Annotated in this window: 19 protein-coding genes and 1 pseudogene; 1 reads left to right on the top strand and 19 read right to left on the bottom strand. The window is 39.3% G+C overall.

The genetic code is table 11. The annotated features are described in order from the left end of the window. Positions 1 to 158 precede the first annotated feature (158 nt). From LVD16_RS08105 to LVD16_RS08070, 9 genes and pseudogenes are all read right to left on the bottom strand, one after another. On the bottom strand, positions 159 to 653 hold the full coding sequence (locus LVD16_RS08105; RefSeq protein WP_233773425.1) for a hypothetical protein: 495 nt from the start codon (positions 651 to 653) through the stop codon (positions 159 to 161). Between the two features lie 322 nt (positions 654 to 975). Next, positions 976 to 1,596: a hypothetical protein gene (locus tag LVD16_RS08100; RefSeq protein ID WP_233773424.1), complete on the bottom strand. Its 621-nt coding sequence runs from the start codon at positions 1,594 to 1,596 to the stop codon at positions 976 to 978. A gap of 140 nt (positions 1,597 to 1,736) precedes the next feature. Further along, positions 1,737 to 2,834, bottom strand: coding sequence for a hypothetical protein (locus LVD16_RS08095; protein WP_233773423.1), 1,098 nt, complete (start codon positions 2,832 to 2,834; stop codon positions 1,737 to 1,739). Between the two features lie 275 nt (positions 2,835 to 3,109). Continuing rightward, positions 3,110 to 3,433: pseudogene (locus tag LVD16_RS27865) on the bottom strand (tetratricopeptide repeat protein); the annotation flags it as partial. A 15-nt stretch (positions 3,434 to 3,448) separates the two neighbouring features. Continuing rightward, positions 3,449 to 4,030, bottom strand: a complete 582-nt coding sequence (locus LVD16_RS08090; RefSeq protein ID WP_233773422.1) for a tetratricopeptide repeat protein — start codon at positions 4,028 to 4,030, stop codon at positions 3,449 to 3,451. 36 nt (positions 4,031 to 4,066) lie between these two features. Then, positions 4,067 to 4,525, bottom strand: a complete 459-nt coding sequence (locus LVD16_RS08085; protein ID WP_233773421.1) for a hypothetical protein — start codon at positions 4,523 to 4,525, stop codon at positions 4,067 to 4,069. Positions 4,526 to 4,647: 122 nt separating this feature from the next. Continuing rightward, positions 4,648 to 5,412: a hypothetical protein gene (locus LVD16_RS08080; protein ID WP_233773420.1), complete on the bottom strand. Its 765-nt coding sequence runs from the start codon at positions 5,410 to 5,412 to the stop codon at positions 4,648 to 4,650. A gap of 130 nt (positions 5,413 to 5,542) precedes the next feature. After that, positions 5,543 to 5,917, bottom strand: coding sequence for a VOC family protein (locus LVD16_RS08075; protein WP_233773419.1), 375 nt, complete (start codon positions 5,915 to 5,917; stop codon positions 5,543 to 5,545). Positions 5,918 to 6,068: 151 nt separating this feature from the next. Next, positions 6,069 to 6,818, bottom strand: a complete 750-nt coding sequence (locus LVD16_RS08070; RefSeq protein WP_233773418.1) for a hypothetical protein — start codon at positions 6,816 to 6,818, stop codon at positions 6,069 to 6,071. Positions 6,819 to 6,904: 86 nt separating this feature from the next. Between LVD16_RS08070 and LVD16_RS08065 the strand changes: the two genes are divergently transcribed. Beyond that, a complete protein-coding gene (locus tag LVD16_RS08065; RefSeq protein WP_233773417.1) occupies positions 6,905 to 7,375 on the top strand; it encodes a hypothetical protein in 471 nt (156 codons plus the stop codon). Positions 7,376 to 7,424: 49 nt separating this feature from the next. Here the strand turns inward: LVD16_RS08065 and LVD16_RS08060 are convergent, their stop codons facing one another. From LVD16_RS08060 to LVD16_RS08015, 10 genes are all read right to left on the bottom strand, one after another. After that, positions 7,425 to 8,162, bottom strand: coding sequence for a DUF3108 domain-containing protein (locus tag LVD16_RS08060; RefSeq protein ID WP_233773416.1), 738 nt, complete (start codon positions 8,160 to 8,162; stop codon positions 7,425 to 7,427). A gap of 113 nt (positions 8,163 to 8,275) precedes the next feature. Then, positions 8,276 to 8,683, bottom strand: a complete 408-nt coding sequence (locus LVD16_RS08055; RefSeq protein ID WP_233773415.1) for an antibiotic biosynthesis monooxygenase family protein — start codon at positions 8,681 to 8,683, stop codon at positions 8,276 to 8,278. A gap of 67 nt (positions 8,684 to 8,750) precedes the next feature. Then, positions 8,751 to 9,527 carry a helix-turn-helix transcriptional regulator gene (locus LVD16_RS08050; protein ID WP_233773414.1) on the bottom strand — a complete coding sequence of 259 codons (777 nt, stop codon included), beginning with the start codon at positions 9,525 to 9,527 and terminating at the stop codon, positions 8,751 to 8,753. A gap of 87 nt (positions 9,528 to 9,614) precedes the next feature. Then, positions 9,615 to 10,043, bottom strand: coding sequence for a hypothetical protein (locus tag LVD16_RS08045; RefSeq protein ID WP_233773413.1), 429 nt, complete (start codon positions 10,041 to 10,043; stop codon positions 9,615 to 9,617). A gap of 20 nt (positions 10,044 to 10,063) precedes the next feature. Next, complete coding sequence (locus tag LVD16_RS08040; RefSeq protein ID WP_233773412.1) at positions 10,064 to 11,422, bottom strand: DUF4302 domain-containing protein; 1,359 nt, start codon at positions 11,420 to 11,422, stop codon at positions 10,064 to 10,066. Positions 11,423 to 11,434: 12 nt separating this feature from the next. Beyond that, entirely contained in the window at positions 11,435 to 12,808 is a 1,374-nt protein-coding gene (locus LVD16_RS08035; protein ID WP_233773411.1) for a zinc-binding metallopeptidase, read from the bottom strand. Between the two features lie 18 nt (positions 12,809 to 12,826). Beyond that, a complete protein-coding gene (locus LVD16_RS08030; protein ID WP_233773410.1) occupies positions 12,827 to 14,287 on the bottom strand; it encodes a RagB/SusD family nutrient uptake outer membrane protein in 1,461 nt (486 codons plus the stop codon). A 17-nt stretch (positions 14,288 to 14,304) separates the two neighbouring features. Further along, positions 14,305 to 17,940: a SusC/RagA family TonB-linked outer membrane protein gene (locus LVD16_RS08025; RefSeq protein ID WP_233773409.1), complete on the bottom strand. Its 3,636-nt coding sequence runs from the start codon at positions 17,938 to 17,940 to the stop codon at positions 14,305 to 14,307. 188 nt (positions 17,941 to 18,128) lie between these two features. Then, positions 18,129 to 19,169, bottom strand: coding sequence for a FecR family protein (locus tag LVD16_RS08020; RefSeq protein ID WP_233773408.1), 1,041 nt, complete (start codon positions 19,167 to 19,169; stop codon positions 18,129 to 18,131). A gap of 45 nt (positions 19,170 to 19,214) precedes the next feature. Further along, positions 19,215 to 21,008: a T9SS-dependent choice-of-anchor J family protein gene (locus tag LVD16_RS08015; protein WP_233773407.1), complete on the bottom strand. Its 1,794-nt coding sequence runs from the start codon at positions 21,006 to 21,008 to the stop codon at positions 19,215 to 19,217. Positions 21,009 to 21,033: the final 25 nt, after the last annotated feature.

Genomic DNA, 21,033 nt, shown 5'->3' with positions numbered 1-21,033 from the left:
AACAGCCTTCTTTGGATCAGGTTGAGAAAGGAAAGGATTGAATTACATAATGGTTAGGTCGCGCATATTGCTTCGATATGAGCTCCAGAACTGCAAGTTTTATGCAAAAAGACTGGGGCTGCATAACAGCCATAACGTCTTAGTTGATGTTAGCGGGACTAGACTCTTTTCTTCGAATTGATTTCAATTCTGTAATCCTTATCATTGGGTTGATAGATGGTTACAAACAATTCAAATTTATTGCTGTTCTTAGATTTGACTAAGAAAATCCGTTGAAAAATAGACTTATTTATTACAGCTGGGATGGATCTACCATTTATCAGTATGGCAGGAGAAAATGTCAAGTTTTCTAATACTTCTTTTATACTTAGAGGCCTTTCGGACAAGACCGTATATTCAAATTCTTCGAGTTGGGACTTAATTAATGGAAGAAGTTTAAGTCTTCGTTTTCCTCTTACTGTCAAAATACACATTGATATCAAAAGCAGTGCTATAATTAAAAATGTGAGTGTTTGAAGAAATTCTTCTGATACGATATTTTCATTAATTAAATAGTTGTATATCAAAATTCCCCCGAGTAAATTTAAAAGTCCTATAATTCGAATTCTTCCTATACCCATGATTTCTTTATCGCTAACATTCGCATGAAACATAACCCTTATCTTTTATGTGAATGATTCTAAAACATTTTTAGTTTATATCATTTCAACCTCCTCAGAGTCACTCGCAGAGGACTCTGAGAAAAAACAAAACGGAAAGCTTTAGTTAGGCAAGCATCTTTCATTGATATGCACCCTGCTCTAGTTTACATTTTCGTCCTGGACTCATATTCCCCGATCATAAACATACCTCAGAGTCCTCTTCGAGTGACTCTGAGGGGGACTAAAACTATCCGCCATGACCAAAGAAGCAGATAAGCAAAGACCTTGCTGAATACCGTCAGCCGACCCAAAGCTTAGATTTTGTTGGGCACAATTATTTTATTTTCATTTTCCATTCTGAGAGCAGTATGTCTGCCTGTTGTTTAGTCAAATTTCCTTTTGGTATGTCATACTCTTTGTGGTGTTTATGATCAACTATACCACCACAAATAAATTCTGGTGTGTCGTTATGTACGGTATCAAGTTCAGCGTAAAAGTAGTTGCTCGGCTCTAAATCGTCTGAGTAATACGCCACAAACAACTCAATGTGTCTTTCTTTATCAAGGGGCTTAACAAATAGGTCTATTTCTCCTCCGTGAAAGTTTTGCCAAAAACATAGGTGTGTCCCATAGAAAACGGTCTTTTGCTTGTGGAATGGCTTATCATTTATGTCAGGATTGATGTAAGTTGTCGAGTTTACAATCTCCGTGTTGGTCAGGATTTCAGCCCACCGTTTGAAAGGATCGTCAGGGTAGAAGTCTTCCCAATAGTAGTTTTCTTTGTTTTGGAAATCGTCTATGGGATACACACCTAATTCTATTCTCTTTTGATTGTAGTCTGGTCCGTAATTCTCATGTATGGTCTTCTGCGCTCTCAAAGCGACTAAGACTGTCAAGATGCATAAACCTGTCAAAGTCATGAGAGAGATGATTATGTACTTCTTTGTATTAGTCATTTTTTAATTGCGCCCAAAATATAAGAGACACAACATTCCCTTATATCTTTTATGTGAATGAATCTAAAGCATTTTTAGTTTATATCATAGTACATCAGAGTCTTCTGCGAATCACCCCGATGGAGATAAAATGCTCAAAATCAATGTTTTACTCTTCTTTTAACCCTTGCAGTCAGTGCATAATCAATGAAGAAAACAATAATGGCTGCAACAATCCAAACTATTGGGAATGTCATGATATAGTAACCGGTTCCATATGTAATTAATGGGTTAAGTTGGTCATCAAGCCACCATGCCATGAGGTCTTGATTTTTAAAGTAAATAAAGAAGAAAAATATGGTAACAAGAAGTGAAACAGCAATCGAATTCAAAATCTGAATTATCCTTCCTTTATTATTATGGATTCGAAACTTTATAACTCGTTGCATCCAGTAAATAATGAATAAAATAAAACCACACCATGTGCCTGCCAAAAATAGTATTGAGAATATCCTAGCCTTGTCTGGAGGTTTCCTAATTGCTATAGTTAAATATTGGTCGGGAAGCTGATTCCAGTCACCACTCCAGGCATTAGAAGTTTTGCTCTTTAAAGATAGGTTAGAAGAAAGCTCCCAATTTTGAGGCGTAAAGATTACAAGGTGAAACTTTTCAAAATCTTTCCAGTTGTCAGTTGGCTTTAGTATGTAAACAAAAGTTCGCACCATAGCCAAGTCTCCTTCTTCAAACCATTCGGAAGCGTCAGCATCATATTCAACAGTTAAGATATGCTCGCCTTCCGTTAAACTGTCAAATTGAAATGAGATTAAACCCCGATGTCTATACTTGTAGGGGATGCTACGTCCCAACCAAATAATTGAGTCGGGCGGTAGCCAATTTGAAGGGATTGTATCTAATTCAGTTAAGTGGCCATTTAGAAAGTTACCGTCTAAGTCTACTCGATAGCGACTTTCTGTAAGATTGTTCGCCACAAAAAACAAATCGACATTTCTTAATAGCTTCGGGCAATTTATGACGTATCTCGCCCAGACTTTAACTGGTTCTCCTTCATGAATTTTAGAGAGATTAATTGTCAGGTCCTCTCGAAGAATCGTAAGGTTCTTTAAATAACTATCTCCCGTTAAATTGCCATGCCTTGGTGAAGGAGTATCCGCGATGTTTGCAGAGGATGCACTATAAAAGATCGTTATAGAAGCGATAATTAATAATTGTACAAATGTCTTAATGGTGATGTTATTCATTTTTTATCAGCCAATTCCTTAACCTTATAGGTCTGTATCACTGGAGGCATCCCAATTGTTGCTAACTAACAGTATGAGACAAAACATTCTTTATTCTTCACGAATGAATCTAAGGGATTTTTATTTTAATCATAGTACATCAGAGTCCTCTACGAGTGATTCTGATGGGGATGGAGAGTGACTCGTAGAGGGATTGAATTCAAGACTAAATATCATCATCTTATAATTAATCAATTGAGTGTAAATCGCAATCCTTCGCTATGCACACCGGAGGCTTATTCGCATTCGTTAATTAATTCAGCAGGAAAATTTAACCATTCGGGGTTCATTCCAAGTTTTTTGGAGGTACTAAAGTCTTCACACGCTTTCTTCTTCTTGCCTTGTTTAAAATAAATTATTGCTCGATTTTTAAATGCATAATAATTAGTTTGATCCAACTCAATTGATTGATTAATCAATTGAATAGCCTCTTTAGTTTTACCAAGATTAAATAAAGCGAAGCCTTTATTATTTAACACATATGCATCATTGGGTGCTCGTGATAAAGCTTTGTCGAGATCAGCAACAGCTTCTGAATAATTGTTGCTCTCTAACTTGTAATACCCTCTGTTTTCCTAACAATCTGAGCAATAATCATCAATGCTAATTGCTTTATCAATGTCCTCAATTGCGACATCATACATCTTCAGATTCCCTAGTATACTGGCACGGTCCATAAGAAAATCTACGTTATCAGGTTTGAGGTTCAATGCATTCGTGATAATTTCCAGTGCTCGTGGGTATTGGTATATTTGAGTATATATATATGAAAGTGCTGCCATCGCATCTACATTGGTGCTATCAAAGTCCATGACAGCACTTAATTTATATATTGCTTCATAAGGACGATTGAGTGTTAAATCAATTACTCCACTTAGATACAACGCCTGAGTATAATAAATCGATATTTCGACAAATTGATCCATTTCCTCATTTGTCAAGCCATTTCCAAGGTATAATTTTTTAGCAAATGCTTGTTCATCCTCATGAAACGCATCAATAACATTAGTAAAAGCCAGACTAGCCTTGTCAAACTCGGATATTTCTAATTGATCGTAACCTTTCTGCAAATTATCACGATAGTTTTCTATTTTCTGCGCTAGGACATTTCCACATAAAGAAAATATAATCAGATTAGCAATTAAGAGCATTTTCATTAGCATACTATATGACGGTTCTATTACCACCCATTTCTATTTTAAAAGTTCATTAAAGTTATTCATCACCGAATAGTTACGGTGCTGCCCAATATATCTATAATCGGCCTGATTTTCAGATATTTCATATCCTTTCTTATCATCGAAAAAACCTGAAATCACAACTTCTGATATTTCCTCTATTTTGTCAACTATGTCCTTCTTTGATTTTGTTCTTTTTAGCTCCAATAATTCACTGTTATTCCAATCTTCTCCTCTATATAATACCAGCATAAATCCAGTATTTTCATCATCTAAATCATCAGCACCGTACCATCCCAAAACAAGATTATAATCAAAATAAGACATCCATAGCAAATCTTCCTGGCAATAAATATTACAAAACTTATAATCTTCAGATAATTCGTCACTTGGATCAATATCAAAGAACACATTTCTCCTTATTTTCCAATTTTGAGAGATTTTAAGTTGCTGGAGTTTATTTATACTAAACATTGATTAGAATTCTGGTTTAGTGAGGTTAATCATAAAAACACCTCAGCGTCCTCTACGAGTGACTCTGAGGGGGACTGGTATCGCGAAGGGCATACGCACAAGTCTTGTTACCACTTGTGTATTTATAATTCAAAAGTTCTTTCATTACCAATCAACCCCATATCATTTATTTCAACTGTTTCAATAGCAGATTTTTTGAACCCAAAGGAATATTTCAATACGCCACTTTTTAAATCCCAACTCAAAAAATCATTATTTGATAAAGAATCAATAAAGGAGAAATCTGTAATAATATTTGTGGAGTCACCTAAAGCTAGGTCTAATACAAGGCGTTCGGATTTCGGCCAAAATTTTAGTATTTCGAGAATATCATTTTGATTTTTTAGTTCTTTGAAGCTTTCATTGCCAGAAGTATAAAGTTTGGCATATTCTTTCATTTTATTTTCATTAGAAGCTTCAATGTATAATTGATTAAAAAGATTGAGATCAATTTGATAATATCGCAATTTCTGAAGTGCTTCATCATTGGATAAATGCCCATTTTTTACAGAATCTATTAAAACGTCAATCTTGCTCAGGCTTTCAACTGAATTATCATCAGTATCAAATACAAAGTAATTTTGACTTGGGTGTCCTCCATTATCTTTGTCAAGCTTATAAAGCTGAAGATTATTAGCGGATTTGCATAAGGTAATAGTGTTGTTTTCCTTATCATTTTCGGTAACTATCCTAAAATATACTTTTAGCCCAGTCAGAATATTTGAGCCAGAAAAATTGGCACAAGCAAGTATTATTTTATTATCAACCGATTCAATTCTTTTTTGAACTTGTGGATAAATGATAGTTGAAAAGACAAATATTAAAATGATTAAATAAAGTTTCTTCATTTTTAATAAGTGGTTTTTATGCGAATGAATCTAAAGGATTTTTATTTTATACCATAAGTACATCAGAGTCCTCCACGAGTGACTCTTCAACCTTCTCAGAGTCACTCGCAGAGGACTCTGAGAATCTTAGTTAATCGTTTTCCCTCTGTTGCAAGTTAAATACTGTTCCTGCCGGATCCTGAATCCAATGCATATTTTCAGGAAGCGCTTCAAGTTCGTCACAAGTTTCTACTCCTTTTGATTCCAGATAATGGGTTGCGACTTCCACGTCACCTACTTTAAGCTGCAACCATGTTTCTGAATGGGTGTAATTGTCGACGCAGTCCAACCAGATTATATTGTTCCCAAACTTTACTTCATGCGTTTTCGAAACAGTGGGATTATCAATAGGCTTTTCCTCGACCTCCAGTTTTAGAATATCCCTGTAGAAAGCAACCGTTTTTTCGTATTTACTTTTAGGAATTTTTATGGCAATATTAATTCCTGCTTCAAATTTCACATTCATATGGATTGGTTTATGATTTTGACGGTTTGATTCATTTGGTGGGCAGCGATTATTCCTTTCATGTGTGCGCCAGAGAGCTTAATCATACCCCCCTCAGAGTCCTCTGTGAGTGACTCTGAGGGGGATTAATTTGTCAGATGAGTCTATAGAGTCATTCCTCAACTCCATCCCAACGAATTCTTGCAGTAGTACTTCCAATTTCTTCAATGCCTCCTCCTCTCGGAGAAGGAACTCTTAAATTGTATTCTTTAACCCTCTCTTCTAAATTTTTCTCAAGGATTTGCTCTATATTTTCCAAGTCAATTTTGACATGTTCCAAATTAACTGATGTCTCTTCAATTTTCTTATGACTCACTAAGTATGATTTGAATGTTAGGTTCTCCAGCTTTGGGGAGATATCTACTTTAGAATTTGCCCTATTAATAGAAAATCCTCCTTTCCCAAACCTTAGGCTCCAATTAATCTCAGTATCGGAAAATTGTAATTCCGCTAAGGGATCAATTTGCTCATCAAACTCCTGCAGTCTTTCTTCAAAATGTTGAAGAGTATTACGGACCCCATGAAGCACATCTGAATGTAAGGGTCTATTCAATTTATAGTCATAATGATCATATATCTTTCTTTTAGACTCCACTTTACCAACATTTTCACCAGAAAATAATTTTATTGCCTTCACAACTTTGCAATAATAATCCAGATAACATTCAACCAACGCTAGTAATTCTTTAAATTCAATAGATTGAATTTTTGATAAATCACCACAGATACGTTCTGCTGCTGAACATATTTCTTTTTCAAAGAAGCCACAACGTTTGATTAAATATAAAATATATTCACTTGATAAATCAAATAATTCATCTTTTCCAAACGGCAGAAAATTAGATGCTTTATAATCTCCCATAGTTTATTCTTTAATATTTTTTAGTATAAATTTCCCATCCAACAAAAGTTAATATATAAAAAATATAAACCGCCCTATACCTCCCAATGAGTAAAATTACCAGCTTAGTCATCACACTCCTCCTATTCAATTGTAATTCAAGTAATTACAAATCAATTAACTTAGAACTTAAAAAAGAAAGAGAAATAATCCTCATGGAATCCGCCAAAGCACTGGGGAGATTAAAGAGTGACATGGAATCTTTTGAAATTCAGAGCGCTGAGATTTTAGAGATCAGAAATAGGCTGGAAAAGATTCATAGGTTCCAGTATGAGATTGCTGAACGTATAGATTCATCAAAAAATATGGATGTGCAATATTTAAAGGATGAGGTTTTACTATTTGCCAGGGAATTAAATCTAAATAAACCAGTTGTAGATACTACTGACATTATACAGCTTGATGGCACACACAAAGCCATTAGATCAGCATATGCAAAGGCGGTTTTAGCCAGATGGCAATACGAATCTGACTATGAAATTTTAGGATCAGTAGCTATAGATCCTCCGTGCCCTTGATTAACCATCCGATGGCTCCAAGCCATCGGATGGTTGTACTTTTGAACTTTTAATCCTCCACCGTTTTCAATAGCATCAATCGGCCACCTGCAGATATTTGTTGCTGCCATATTTGTCGGGTTTCCTGATCTATGTATAACTTTTGGTCGTTTTTACCGCCTCCAATATTATCGGAGACTGTCACCACCCAGACGGGGCGTTTTCCTGCTTTCTCGGTACGATATTCTCCTTTCTCCACACCAGACACCACGGCCGTCATAAGGCCTGAGGCGGATGGGTTGTAGTCATAAATGGTGAATTTTGTCTGATAACCTTCATTTAGCGGCAGCCAGGGGATAAAGTTGGTGTATAAATTACTATCGAAGTATTTTCCTTCAACGGCATCATTAATTTCTGTTTTGGTATTGGTGGATTTATCTAAATAATAGCCGGTGACATCATCGCCATAATGCAGCACCATATCCCTTTGAGGATTATAGCTGGAATGATACACCGGAGCCATATATGGGAGCTTAGCCACTGCGCTGTCTACCCAGGTCGCACCTTTCATTTGGTTAAGCTCTACATGTGTTATTACCGTCAGTTCATCTCCTTTCTTATTTATGTCTACCTTTATGCTTCCGATCTCCATTTTTGTGGTGTCTCTAATAAAAAACCACTTTTGCTGGTAGGATTGATCTTTAATTTTTGAGGCATCTAACTTAATATTTTCAGGGGTTAATGCTTCCTGAGCATAAGTAAAGGAACTTAATAAAACAGCTGCAACTACGAGTAAATTTTGCTTCATCTTCATTTTAAAATATAATTTATAACGTCCATGATTTATAACGGACATTAGCGTTCTTATACTTTAAAATATGCCGAGCGGCCAATTAAAGGGCTAATAAGTTTTAAACTTAACTAAAGCTCCTCTTCTTTAAACAGTCCTCGCTCCATGGTAATGTTTAGTCTTTTGAGCATCCGTGCTAAGTCAAACCCCTCCTCTTTATACTTTTGTTGCACTTTTTGTTTGGCCTTTTGAATGGCCTCCATGCTCTCCCATTTCGCGATGGTAATCAGGGTAAGATTACCATCATCGTTATAAGATTCATAGGCAGCATGTTCAATAAAGCCATCTAGCGCTTCAATGAATTTTCTGTTAATTTTCGTTCTTTCTTTAAACTCCACTATTGCCTCTTTCGGCACATAGAACCGATCAACGAAGACGGTGATTTCATTTTTATTCATATCATTCTGATTTTTAGCAGTTTGAGCATAAGCAACACCTCCTACAAGGATTACTAAAAGCATTGTTAGTTTAACTGTCATGGTTTTGAATATTTGTTTTTACAAAATTCTATCAGCACATGACGAAAGTCTTGTAAAAAATCAGTGATTACCAAAAAATGGGGCGGGCTGCAAACTCAGAGGGGGTCTGGCCTGTGAATATCTTAAAGTCTTTATTAAAATGAGGCTGATCAAAGTAGCCCGCATCCAGGGCCAGCTCAGACAGGGTTTTGGTTTTCGAATGGCTTTTCACCACATTCTGCAACCGGATAACATTAGAAAACCGCTTGGGAGTAGTACCTACAGCTTCTCTAAATCGCTTTTCAAAAGCATCGACACTAATGCAAAGTTCATTAGACAATTCTGTCACTCGAATTAATCCTTTAGTATTCGATATTTTCTGAACGGCGGCGTCTACAAGGCTATCATTTTCAAGCTTCCTGAAGCGAGAAAGCAGAAATTGCTGAATAATTTGAATTCTATGCGCATGACTTTCAGCGCCAGATAATTGATCTTCTAGACGGTTACGTCCAGAACATCCGTCAAGGGAATCCAGTGGTTCTGAGCTTTCAAAAAGCAGATGTAAAGGTTCTCGAAAGAACTGCCTGGCACCACCTGTTTTAAAAATGATGAGGATATTTCCCGTGTTAAGCTCATAATGCATCTTTCTGGCTGATCGCCTCAGTCCGGTGAGCACCATAGTAGGTAAGTCATTAGCATCATTATTCACAGAATAACTCACCTTGCCCTTATACCTGAGTGCCATGACTAATGAGGTATCGGGGAATACCGTATTAACTGCCTCCGAAGCATGCGTTTCTATAATCAAAAATGATTTAATAAAAGGCTGTAGCTGAGCGCAGGGTAAGAATGATTTAATGTTCATGAAAGGCTTCAGATATTCTGATTATACGAAACCTATAAAAAAAGGGTGGCTACTTACCACCCTTTCATTCAAGATATCACTATTACCTTAATTGGTTTCTTTTTCAAGAGTAAAGTAATATTCCCCATCTACTGCATTTACCTTACCGCCGGAAGCTGTAGCAGACTTAACAAAGCTGACATACAACTTATCACCGTCCGGTTGTACTGTCATATCCACCTGGTCGCATTTAATATAAAATGACTTCTCCGTGTCCTTCACCTCATAATTCCCTACCGGAAATATTGAGTCAGGATCACCAGAGGTTGTCATGGCATCAGCTGAAATACTCAGTTTAAAGTCATCAAATCTGTCATCAGCATCACCGTCTTTGCTTACCTCCACCGCTTTCCATTCACCTATGATTTGATTCACACCCTCTTGATCAGTATGAGCATCATCATCGCTGCATGCAGATACTACCAGAAGGATGATATACAGCAATATCAATATTTTAAAATAATCTCTTTTTAACATTTTCGTTGAGTTAAATTTAATTACATGTCTCTCAGCAGATAGCCTGAAAAGTAAAATTCCGGACTTTCTTCACTAAAAAATCCACCGATAAGATTCAGGTCACCGCCGATATACTCTGTGCTAAAATTGTCGCTTTCTATATGAAATAAAATATCGTACAAATCACCATAAATCAACCAGCCGTTGTCGTTGGCTCCTAAGAAGCTGAATTTGATAAGTCCATCAGCATCAACACTATAAGAGTAGCCATATTGAGCCAGGAAGATGGAAGTACTACCGTTATTGGTTTGTGATATATACACATTTAGATTCATGGTTTTGGCAGAAGCATCAAAATTCAGCTCCATCTCCCTCAAAGTAAGCTGATAAGGACCTGAGGCCATGTAACTGGCGGCGGCATTATAAGATGCAATAAAGCTATCAGACTGGCCACTTAGCGGATTCTCGCCTGAACCCTGTGGGATCAAAACCCCGGCATAAGCTTCACCCAACTCACCAGAAAGCGGTGTGCTCACCTCGAAAATAAACGGTTCATCAAAGCCAACCACACGAGTTTCACCATCCAAATCTACAGTGATCTGCGATTGCTCACCATCCCAGAATAAGTATTGGATGGTATAACCTTTAATCTCAAAGGGATGACTCAACTTGATACCTTCAATTTCAAAATTAAATCCTGTTTGAAATGACAATATATCACCTCCATTTTCCGATTGATATTGCGCTCCGAAAACCCTTTGCGCTACATCGATTACCACCGGCACCTCATCACCATCGGGAAGTACCATTTTCATGCTTTTGTGAGCAGCCGTTGTTTGCACTACACCGTCCAGCACATTTAGAATCTCCTGATCCAGAATAGCGCTCCTTTCATTTTCAGTAGCAGGCGTCAACTTCAGAGAAGCACAACGCTGCACACCTGTTAGGATCACACTGTCTTCACTGACACTACTAAAGCTGAATTCGAAATCTGAAATCAATCCTTCACCATTAGCCCCGCCATTCACATCGCCCTCAGGATCTGCCGGAAGGTGGATATAGGAATAAGTGTTGAAGCTTAAAGTAGGCTTTTGCAATGCTTTTATTACCCAGGAGCTACTGGCAGGGGTTCCGGCTGTGGTCTGGCTGAAATCAGAAACCATAGTAACAGTGCCATCCTCATTAAAATCAAAATAATAAAAATAGGTTCTGTTAATTCCAGTGGTTAGCTCTGCTTTCCACCCTTGTGGAGCATTGATAATCAGGCTATTGTACTCATCCAAAGCCTGTTGCAATCGCTGATCTGGTGTCTCTTCAAAAATAGTATCATAGTCATTATCACAACTAAACACGCTTATTGAAAGAAAACAGATGCTGATATAATAAAATAATTTCTTCATAATTTCTTCAGTTTAGTTGCCCAGAATTCCTAGTATATAATTGTCAGGAGAATCAGCGAAGGAAAGTGTAGGATAGTAATCTCCATTACACGATTGTTCCCAGCTCAGATTAAAGGTTCTGTTGGCGAAAAAGCTCAAAATGCCCGTGGCCTGTACATCATATTCCAGGAAGCCGCTGTTCATATCGCCACCATTATAGTATAAAGTTCTGGTGCTTTCCTCAGGTCCTTCTGGCACGAAAAACCAAAAATTAGCCTCATAATACTCTTGGTTAGAGGTGTTGATGGTATGATAATATAGCGTAAGCGTTAAGGTACCATCCTCAGCATAAAACAGCTTGAAATTATAGTCAAGGGCATATCCTTGCTGATGGAGCAGGTTGTTGTCATAATTATATCTGGCTATAACATCATCAGGCTGCACCAAAGTGCTCAAATCATAATAAAGCGCAGTATATTCTTTACCCTGCCCCCACAATTCCTGAAGTGGCGCTGGCTCCTCATCTCCATCACCTTCACCATTAGATGGTGCAATCTCATTTATGGCCGACTGTACTTCTGTCTGCAGCTGATAAAAATCTATGCCATAAGTTTCTGCAAAGTATTTCACTACCAGCTCTTCCTTCTTTCTCAAAATAGCTCTACCTGCGGCCCCGGTCTCACATTCCAAAATAGCCTCATAAGCCTCTTTTCCTTCTACCAACATCATTGAGATCATTTCCACGAAGTCTTCATCCGGAGAAAGCATAGAATAACTGGTGATAAAGCCACGAGCACGGGCCTCCTGCAATGACACCAGATTCCAGTTGGCAGTGTAATCTCCAGGCGTAATCTCCTTAAATTCAGAAGGATACGAATTGGTTTGGTGTAGAATATGGCCAAACTCATGCTCAATGGTATGGATAAGCTGCTTTACAGAATACTGATCTGTTTGCTCAAAGCTGTTTACCACATAAAGCACCACTTTTCTACCTCCCTCCGCGGTACCTAGTTTTATGGTACCATCAAAGTTATATTCCGGGCTGCCTACCAGCATAAATTGTTTAGGCGAGTATGTTTTAATGAAGGCATCTCCGGCCAGTGAGATATATGGGTCAATCCATACTTTTCTCACTACCTCCATAACTCCCTGCACTTTGCTGGCCTCTGGCGGCACCAAAGTTTTATTAATATTCAGTTCCGAAGCATCCCATCGGTATTTCACTTCTATATTGAATGGACTGGTAAAGTTTGTGGCCAACCAGTTATCCAGCTCAGTAGGCTCTTGGTTGGGATCATTATTCACGTATTCTGCGTCACCGTTTAATGAATCATTATAGGGATCATCACAGGAGGTGGCAGATAGTATTATTGCCACCGCATAAATTATATATTTCTTAAAATTCATATCTCTGCTTTAAGTGGGTTATCTGGGATTGGGTTGAAGACCTCCTATGGTCATGGCCTCTTGCGGAATTTGAAGCGTTTTTCGCGCATCATCAGCCTTTAGCTCGTAGGTTTCACCATTGCTGGTAGTGTGAACCACCGGAATATGATGTCTGCGTATATCAAACCAGCGCATGCCTTCATGTAAAAACTCTACCTGTCTGAAATGCAAGGCAGCAGCCACCAAATTCTGCTGATTTATGTTATACTGATAGAATTCATAGAGCCTGTTAAAAGTAAGCTGGTGCACCTCCGGATTATAGTTATTGATGCGCTTGGAGATCCAGATATTTAAATCTGCCAGCGACTCATGGAATTCATTTTTGAAAGCATAGGCTTCCGCTCTGCTGAGCAGCACTTCTTCTACTGTAAACAAAGGCAGCATCATGTATGGATAACCTGTGTTGGCATTATTGCCGGTACGCACAAAATGCTCTTTGAATTTATTGATGAAATAGATGCCGCTAGATGTGTAAAAGGTCGAAAAGGCGAATATTCCGCCACTTGGATTAGGAAACAGCTCCTGATACTTAATGGCTCCGGTCGAAAACCTAAAGCTGTTGAACCTTCTTGGCCACTCGGTCAATGTTTCGCTCAATAAAAGGTTCGTTCTTTCAGATGATCTGGTATAAATATTGGCCAGCTCCTGTGCTGAAAGTGATTTATAATCAGTATTCCATGGCCTTAAATAATCTGCAAATTCACCTGAACCCAGCACCCTTTCAGCATAATCTATCACCTTGTCATAATCCTTTGTAAAAAGGTAGAACCTAACAGCAAAGGCGTTAGCAGCAGATTTAGAGAAATGATATTTGATCACACCGGTGGCATCACCTGTTTCATAGGCTTTGTCGTCTATTAGTGGCAACCCTTCCAAAAGATCTTTCTCGATCATTTCATAAACATAAGCTACCGTATTCCTCTCATAGGTTTTTAATGAAACCGTCTCAGGGTCAGTCACATATGGAATGCCGAGATCATAAGTGGCAGAGTTAGGGTTATACATTTTGGCAAATAAATTCACCAGCATAAAATGAGAATAAGCTCTGGCTACCAATGCCTCACCGTATTCTGCACTATATTCCTCAGGATTTTCTGCCTGTTCTATGGCTTTCAGGGCATGGTTGGCCGCTGCAATGGCTGCATAGCAAGAGTTCCAGTAAAATTCTGGTGAATCCTGAGCGGTAGACAGCCCATCTCTCCAAAAATAGGCATCAGAGTTTCGCTGATCCTGGCCACCGGAAGGGTTATCCTCCACATTATCTGACATAGCTTCACAAAACGCTGCATAATTAGCTTCAGGGTAGGCAGTTACTAATAGCTCACCTATTTTTTCCCTGGTGTCAAGCTTGGTCCTGCCATCCGGGGTCTGTGAGAGGAAATCATCACAACCCCCCAGAAAAAGCAGAATGAAATATAAGATTGCTGAATATCTATTCATATCAATGTTATTATCGTTTAGAAACTAAGTTTTATAGAAGCTGTGATCTTTTTCGCTACTGGCATGGCTACCCCACCAGAGGCAAAGAATTCCGGATCCTGGCCGTACAATCGCTTATCAGCATACAATAAGAAAAGGTTAGTACCCGTAAGACTGAATGATGCTGTTTGCAAATTCAGATTCGTTAAAAACTTACCTGGAAGATTATAAGTAAGAGAAACCGTACGCAAACGAATATAAGATCCGTCAGCCACCCTCTCAGAAGAATAGTTGTAATTGTTATATGGATACACTTCACCAGTGGCATATAGCTGGTTCAGCGTTAGCAAATCTGCAATAGACGGCACATTGGTATACTGCTCATCACCTGGCAACATCCATCGGTCATGAAACTCGCGTGGTGAAGCATTAAGATCTGAATAAAAACTACTGAAAGCCGGATTAAGCCTGATCTTATTACCTGCCTGATAGGTGAGGAAGATATTTAACGATAGGTTATTATATCTGAAAGTATTTGAAAAGCCACCTGTAACTGTAGGATCTACTGGCCCCTCATATTTCAAGTTCGCTGTTTTATAGCTTTGCATGAATACATTAGGGCTTATTTCACCATCCTGATTAAGGAATAAAGGCACACCAGTTTCAGGATCTAAGCCTTCAAAATCTATAGAAAACAATCCTCTCACCGGATAGCCTTGTTGCGCACCTCCTTCAGGGAAAATAAGGTCCAAAATACGGGGCTGATTCTTTAGGTTAGTGATCTTATTTTTATTGAAACTGAAAATAAAATTGGTATTCCAACCCCAATCTCTATGATCTACCAAGGTAGCTCCCAGCGACAGGTCAAGCCCGTGCGATTTCATGTCAGCGTAGTTTACATACTTGTAAGCTTCTCCGCCAATTCCTGAAGTCTTGATAAGGCTGATCAGATCGAAGTGGTCTCTCCAATAATAATCAGCGGAGATGGTGAAACGCTTAAACAAGCCTGCATTAAGCCCAATATTGGTCTCGTATTGCTTTTCCCAGGTAAGATCAGAATTCTCCAGACTTTCAATGCCTATCTGAGATTCTGTTTCGTCAAGATAAGGCCTGCGGGTGGTACCACTTCTGTACACCACTGACGAGTTGGTGGCATTTCCTATGTTGGCCGTAAGGCCGTATCCTACTTTTAGGGTAAGGAAATCAACGGATCTAACACCTTTCATAAACTCCTCAGAATCCAAATTCCAGGCACCACTGACGTTCCAGGTTGGCAACCAGCGCGAGGTAGATGATTCACCCAGGCGGTTAGAGCCATCATATCTTACGGTACTATTGAAAACATATTTGCTGTTATATGAATAGGTCAGTCCGGAGTAGAAACTGGCATAGCGCTCAAATGAGTTCTGCATACCGAAATAATTGAAATTCTGCTCCAGCTGTTGCTTCAGGATAAGATAGTCGGTAAAAGGAACTCCACCTTTGCCATATTGATAACCATAGCCATTGCTGTAAGCATTCTGACGATCCACCTGTCTGATTTCCTGCCCCAGTACCAGGTTCACATTGTGCTTCTTGGCGAATAGATGATTCCATCCCAATTGATTTTTCACATAGTAGCTAACCATCTGATCATCAGTACGATTATAGAAACCTCCCTCAGGAAGCACCACCACTGGATCGAGGTTAGGATAATCCGGGTTGTAATACAGAAATTTATTACCCTGGCGAATAGTTTGGGATCCATCCGCCCTGTAGGCTTCTGCCATGTTAGAGCCTTCCTGCACCTGATGTTCTGTGGTAGTTTTCACATATCTTACGGCAGCTACCAGGTCATAGGTCAGGTTGTCAAACAGCTTGTATTTAAGCTCTCCCTGCAGTTTGAAGTCCTGCACGTTTAGGTCTATATAGTTTTTGCTGAGCTCATTGATGATATTAAAAGGCGCATAATTTCTGGTGAAATATTCGAGGTCACCATTTTCATCATAAGCGGTGAGGGCCCTGCTCGTATTGAGTGCGTAGCTAAACGGATTAATATCAAAATCTCTGCTATAGCTTCCTGAAACGGCATCAGTTTGGCGATCGATGGTACCAGGCACACGCTGATCTCTGATAGAACCGGTGGTAATAAAACCAAGGCTTATTTTATCAGATAGCTTGAAAGTACCTCTGGCATTAGCAGTATACCTCTTCACCCTGTCGGCAATAGTCCAACCCTGATCATTATAGTAACTGGTTGAAAAATAGAGCTTTGAGGCCTCTGTACCTGAAGAAATGCCCAGGGAATGCTCCTGAACAAATGAATTTCTGAATAACTCATCAAACCAATCGGTATTGGCAGTAGCATATCTGCTGAGAAAGGCTCGCCTGGCTTCCGGAGTGTTAGCCAAAGGAAACTGGCCTGAGTTCTCATCAAAGGAGCCATTGATTAAGTCATACATCTTTTTGTAAATGCCGCCATTGGGGCTCCTGGATATATCGGAGTGGTTAAGAAATCCTTTTCGCTCCAGCTCCGCATACACTGACATCTGATCACTGGAGTTCATGATATTGTAATTGTCATACGATGGCTTCAGGTAGGAAGAGAAGTTTCCTGAATAAGTGATCAAAGGCTTACCTACTCTACCCTTTTTAGTGGTGATGATCACTACACCATCCTTGGCACGAGCACCATATAATGCTGTGGCAGAGGCATCTTTAAGGATGTTAATGCTCTCAATATCTTCAGAGTTGATCCCCGCTACTGATGACCCGATCAGGGTGTTAGGATCACCTGTGGTAAGCTGGTCAGGAGAGATATTCACGATATCTTCCAACACCACACCATCTATAACCCAAAGTGGTTTATTATCACCGGTAATGGAAGTAGCACCGCGTACTCTTATCTTAGGAGCCGTACCAAAGGTTCCTGACACATTCTGAACGGACACTCCAGCCGCACGTCCCTGAAGCATTCGGCTTACATCTATGGTGCCTTCTGTTTCTATTTCTTCGGCATCCAGTTTTACCACGGAACCAGTGAAAAGCCTTTTATCAATATCCTGATAACCAGTTGAGATCACCATTACCTCATTCAGGGTAGTAATATCCTCCTCCATCTGCACGTCTATCACAGTGCGCGAGTTAATGGCCACTTCCTGATCCATATAACCTATGAAGGTAAAAATCAGCGATGCTTCATTATCTACTTTTATCGTGTAGTTACCATCGAAATCTGTGATAGTACCTTTAGAAGTGCCTTTTATTGTAATACTTACCCCAGGTAGAACTTCTCCATCCACCGCCGAAGTCACTTTACCTGATACTGATATGGGCTCTACAAAGTTTTTGGGTGATATGACAATAAGATTCCCGTCCAGGAATTTGAAAGTAAGTGCAGTAGTTGAAAGCAATTTGGTCAGCACCGTATTCAACTCCTCATTCTTGGCGGTAATGGACACCCGCTTGTCTAGGTCAGCAAATGAATCATTATAAAAAAAGGAATAGTCGCTTTCTTTTTCAAGCACGTTAAGCGCTTTACGGACAGTAACATTTTTAAGGTTAATATCAAGGTTTTGAGATTTGACGGTTCCTGCCAGTGCCACCCCTGCACTAATGAATATAAACAGCCATATTTTCATAATCATAGATAATACAGACCAAGTATATGTTTGGTCATATTTTAATTTTTTCATAGTATTATATGGGATTGGGATTCAACAATCGAAATACTTATCCTACTCGCTAGGTTCGGATACAGACTGTTACCAGTCCTATAGGATCAAAGGATGTTGCCGCATCTTTTGGTCCTTCATTTTTTTCTAACTGGTATTATCGCTTATCGTATAAGTGCTTCATATTTAAGATTTTGGGTTAGTATTAATTAATTATTCGGATTTTGTAGCGACCGGTATTTTTGCTTTTCACTTTCATCCATACCTATGGTCACCGTTTTTTCGCTTACATCAAATTTCACTGGTGAAGTGAGTGCCAGAGCTTTCAGTACCTGCTCCAGACTCAACTGCTTTATTTTACCCGTGTATCGGTAGCTTTTCAGCTCTTCATCTTTGAAGGTGATATTGATATCATACAGCCTTTCCAGTTTCTTGGCCAGTTCACCTAATGACTCACTGCTTACAGTAAGCCAGCCATCTTTCCATGATGTTTCAAGATTTACATTAATCCCTCTTTCCAGCCTGGCTGTTTTAGTATCTTTCAATAAAGTGAGTTTGTCACCTGGCTTCAGTGTGGTAGACCTCATCCCTTCAGCGGTATATATATTATTTACTTTCAGCGAGCCCCGAACCAGGGTAGTCACCACATCTTTATCATCTTCATAGGCGCGTATATTGAAGGCCGTGCCCAACACTTTGATGTCATAATCAGGAGTAAAAACCGTAAAAGGAACTTCATCTTCCTCTACATCAAAAAAGGCCTCACCCACTAGTGTGAGCTTTCGGTTAGAGATACCAAACTGATTATCAAAAATGAGCTTACTACCAGCATTTATCCATACTTCAGAACTATCAGGAAGTACAACATAACTTTGTGAGCCTGAGGGAGCCTGAATTACCGTTGTAGTCACCTGAGTATTACCCCATAAATTGATGGGGCCGTATTTCCATAAAACCATCGCTGCTACCAGCAAAAGAGAGATTGTAGCGGCATATTTATACATTGGTTTAAAGCTTCTGCCCTTTACTCTGCCTCTTACCTTCTCCCAATCTCTTCTTATATCAATCTCACCATAGGGCAGCCCACCTGCCTGGTCCCATAGCAGCTTCAGCTTATTGTAATCAGCGCTAAATTCTGCGTCTGACCTAAGTAGCTCCTGCCATTCGATGGTTTCCTCCTGAGTAAGTTCTCTGGTTATGGCTTTCGAAGCCAAATACCAGGATCTCTCATTTTGATCATTCACTTGCATAGTAATAATTAGTAGTTGCGTTTGTCCCACATGAGGGGGACTCTTTTAATGATTTATAATCAATCGTTGTGTACCATAAACCTCTTCATCATTGCCCAGACGGATCAAGTATGTGCCTGAGGGATAGGGTGATGCATCGAATTGTATGGTTTCAATTTCTCCTACCGCAGGAGTTCCCTTGTAGATGGTTTTCACTTTTCTTCCGAATATGTCGAGCAATTCGGCTTTTACAGCTCCGCTCTTTTTTACTTTTATATCCAGAGAAGTAGTGCCTGTTGTTGGATTAGGGTAAGGCAATGACATCGACTGACTTTCTAAAATATCATCCACACCACTCACCAGGCTTTCAAAGGTAAAATCCATCACTACAATGCCGCTCTCCCCATTAGGATCTCCCGGATCTCCGGTACCTGTGACACGGATATACACTTCCTCTCCGGCCTCCATATAATAACCTTCAATTCTGGACTGGACATTTACACCAGGTTCAATATCATTATTGCAGGCATACTGGTCAGAATTCTCATCCATGAAAACCAGCAACGTATTAAAGTCTGACTCTGAAAGATCTACCGTTACATTTCCTGCAGCAGGAGCAACAAAGTGCCACCAAATTGAGTTACTATTATCATAAGTACCATTATCAGCACAATATGCCAATGTTTCTATATCTGGCTCGGCCGTGGCTCGCATATTATATGAGCCATATTTACCAGAAACCGGACCTATTTCTGTGGCATCAGATCGGTTATCATTGGGAATGACATCAGGAACGATGTACGGTGAAACTACCACCGTGTCTTTGGCACCCAAATGAGCCTCTTCATCAATAGTTACTGAATAGAGTGAAGCATCTATTCTTGGGTAAGGATATTCTAAAGTCTCATCTGACTCCACACTGTAGGTAAGCCAGAAGTAATTATCTCCTATCAACAGGTCCTGATCGCCCTGAATAACAAAAGTATCAGCAGGATTTTCAACCTCTCCAAACAATTCAGCATCAACCTGACCATCCCAATAAGCTATAAATGCTACATCTTTAGTGGTATACAGACTAGCCTTTGCAATATGAATATCCGCATCGGTACCCTCTGTGGTAAGCTTTAATGAGGATAGTTTAGGTACACCTTCATCTCCCTTTATGCGAACACGAAAACCAAGGAAAGGAGTATATGACGTTTCTGAAATTGGCACGGGGATGGCATTTTGCCATGACACCTGCGTTTGGTAAAAAGTGGCTGGCTGTACAGGGCGCACATAAACGTTATCCAGATACCAGTCATCCGTTTGATTAGGATCTGTTGAGGCCGTTTCATGTACAAAAGCAATGTGAATAGGCTGATTAATGTATGCTGCCAAATCAAAGGACCTCGTTTCAAAATATTTGGGAAAAGTGGTTTCATCAAAAGTGGCCAGTGTATCAGTAAAATCAGCAGCGTTGGCAGTGGCGGTGGAGATAAGAACATGATATTTAGTACCATAATCTATACCTGTATAGGTCTGGGCCGCATCAAAAATCAGAAAATCTCCATCTAAAGGAGTGATTTCTGGTGTAATGAGCCAATCTTCATCTATCATTCCTTCCAAAGCTCCTTCTATGCCACTGAAAGCTACCTTGGGGCCAAAAAAACCATAAGTAGAAACTCCCCAATGGGCGGTTGGAATCTGACCTCCTTTTTGGTAAAAGCTCCAGCCCTCAGGAAGATCACCCATCTCGGTGTTATCAAAACCTTCAAAAAAAGTAGGTTCCTGGGCGTAAATCTTTTCAGGTGTCAGGAATAAAAAGGCGAAACATGATATTAATAGTATCTTATAAATACTTGGGTAGAATTTGCTCATATATTTTCCATTAAAACTAACATAA

This window comes from Fulvivirga ligni (genome assembly GCF_021389935.1).
Lineage (GTDB): Bacteria > Bacteroidota > Bacteroidia > Cytophagales > Cyclobacteriaceae > Fulvivirga > Fulvivirga ligni.
This window is presented reverse-complemented; position numbering and strand designations above follow the sequence as displayed.

Bases quoted from the DNA above. Each gene is read 5' to 3' on its own strand.
- LVD16_RS08065 (WP_233773417.1), top strand. From the start codon at position 6,905: ATGAGTAAAATTACCAGCTTAGTCATCACACTCCTCCTATTCAATTGT.
- LVD16_RS08085 (WP_233773421.1), bottom strand. From the start codon at position 4,525: ATGTTTAGTATAAATAAACTCCAGCAACTTAAAATCTCTCAAAATTGG.
- LVD16_RS08075 (WP_233773419.1), bottom strand. From the start codon at position 5,917: ATGAATGTGAAATTTGAAGCAGGAATTAATATTGCCATAAAAATTCCT.
- LVD16_RS08040 (WP_233773412.1), bottom strand. From the start codon at position 11,422: ATGAAGAAATTATTTTATTATATCAGCATCTGTTTTCTTTCAATAAGC.
- LVD16_RS08070 (WP_233773418.1), bottom strand. From the start codon at position 6,818: ATGGGAGATTATAAAGCATCTAATTTTCTGCCGTTTGGAAAAGATGAA.
- LVD16_RS08095 (WP_233773423.1), bottom strand. From the start codon at position 2,834: ATGAATAACATCACCATTAAGACATTTGTACAATTATTAATTATCGCT.
- LVD16_RS08100 (WP_233773424.1), bottom strand. From the start codon at position 1,596: ATGACTAATACAAAGAAGTACATAATCATCTCTCTCATGACTTTGACA.
- LVD16_RS08050 (WP_233773414.1), bottom strand. From the start codon at position 9,527: ATGAACATTAAATCATTCTTACCCTGCGCTCAGCTACAGCCTTTTATT.
- LVD16_RS08025 (WP_233773409.1), bottom strand. From the start codon at position 17,940: ATGAAAAAATTAAAATATGACCAAACATATACTTGGTCTGTATTATCT.
- LVD16_RS08055 (WP_233773415.1), bottom strand. From the start codon at position 8,683: ATGACAGTTAAACTAACAATGCTTTTAGTAATCCTTGTAGGAGGTGTT.
- LVD16_RS08105 (WP_233773425.1), bottom strand. From the start codon at position 653: ATGTTTCATGCGAATGTTAGCGATAAAGAAATCATGGGTATAGGAAGA.
- LVD16_RS08090 (WP_233773422.1), bottom strand. From the start codon at position 4,030: ATGAAAATGCTCTTAATTGCTAATCTGATTATATTTTCTTTATGTGGA.
- LVD16_RS08080 (WP_233773420.1), bottom strand. From the start codon at position 5,412: ATGAAGAAACTTTATTTAATCATTTTAATATTTGTCTTTTCAACTATC.
- LVD16_RS08015 (WP_233773407.1), bottom strand. From the start codon at position 21,008: ATGAGCAAATTCTACCCAAGTATTTATAAGATACTATTAATATCATGT.
- LVD16_RS08020 (WP_233773408.1), bottom strand. From the start codon at position 19,169: ATGCAAGTGAATGATCAAAATGAGAGATCCTGGTATTTGGCTTCGAAA.
- LVD16_RS08030 (WP_233773410.1), bottom strand. From the start codon at position 14,287: ATGAATAGATATTCAGCAATCTTATATTTCATTCTGCTTTTTCTGGGG.
- LVD16_RS08035 (WP_233773411.1), bottom strand. From the start codon at position 12,808: ATGAATTTTAAGAAATATATAATTTATGCGGTGGCAATAATACTATCT.
- LVD16_RS08045 (WP_233773413.1), bottom strand. From the start codon at position 10,043: ATGTTAAAAAGAGATTATTTTAAAATATTGATATTGCTGTATATCATC.
- LVD16_RS08060 (WP_233773416.1), bottom strand. From the start codon at position 8,162: ATGAAGCAAAATTTACTCGTAGTTGCAGCTGTTTTATTAAGTTCCTTT.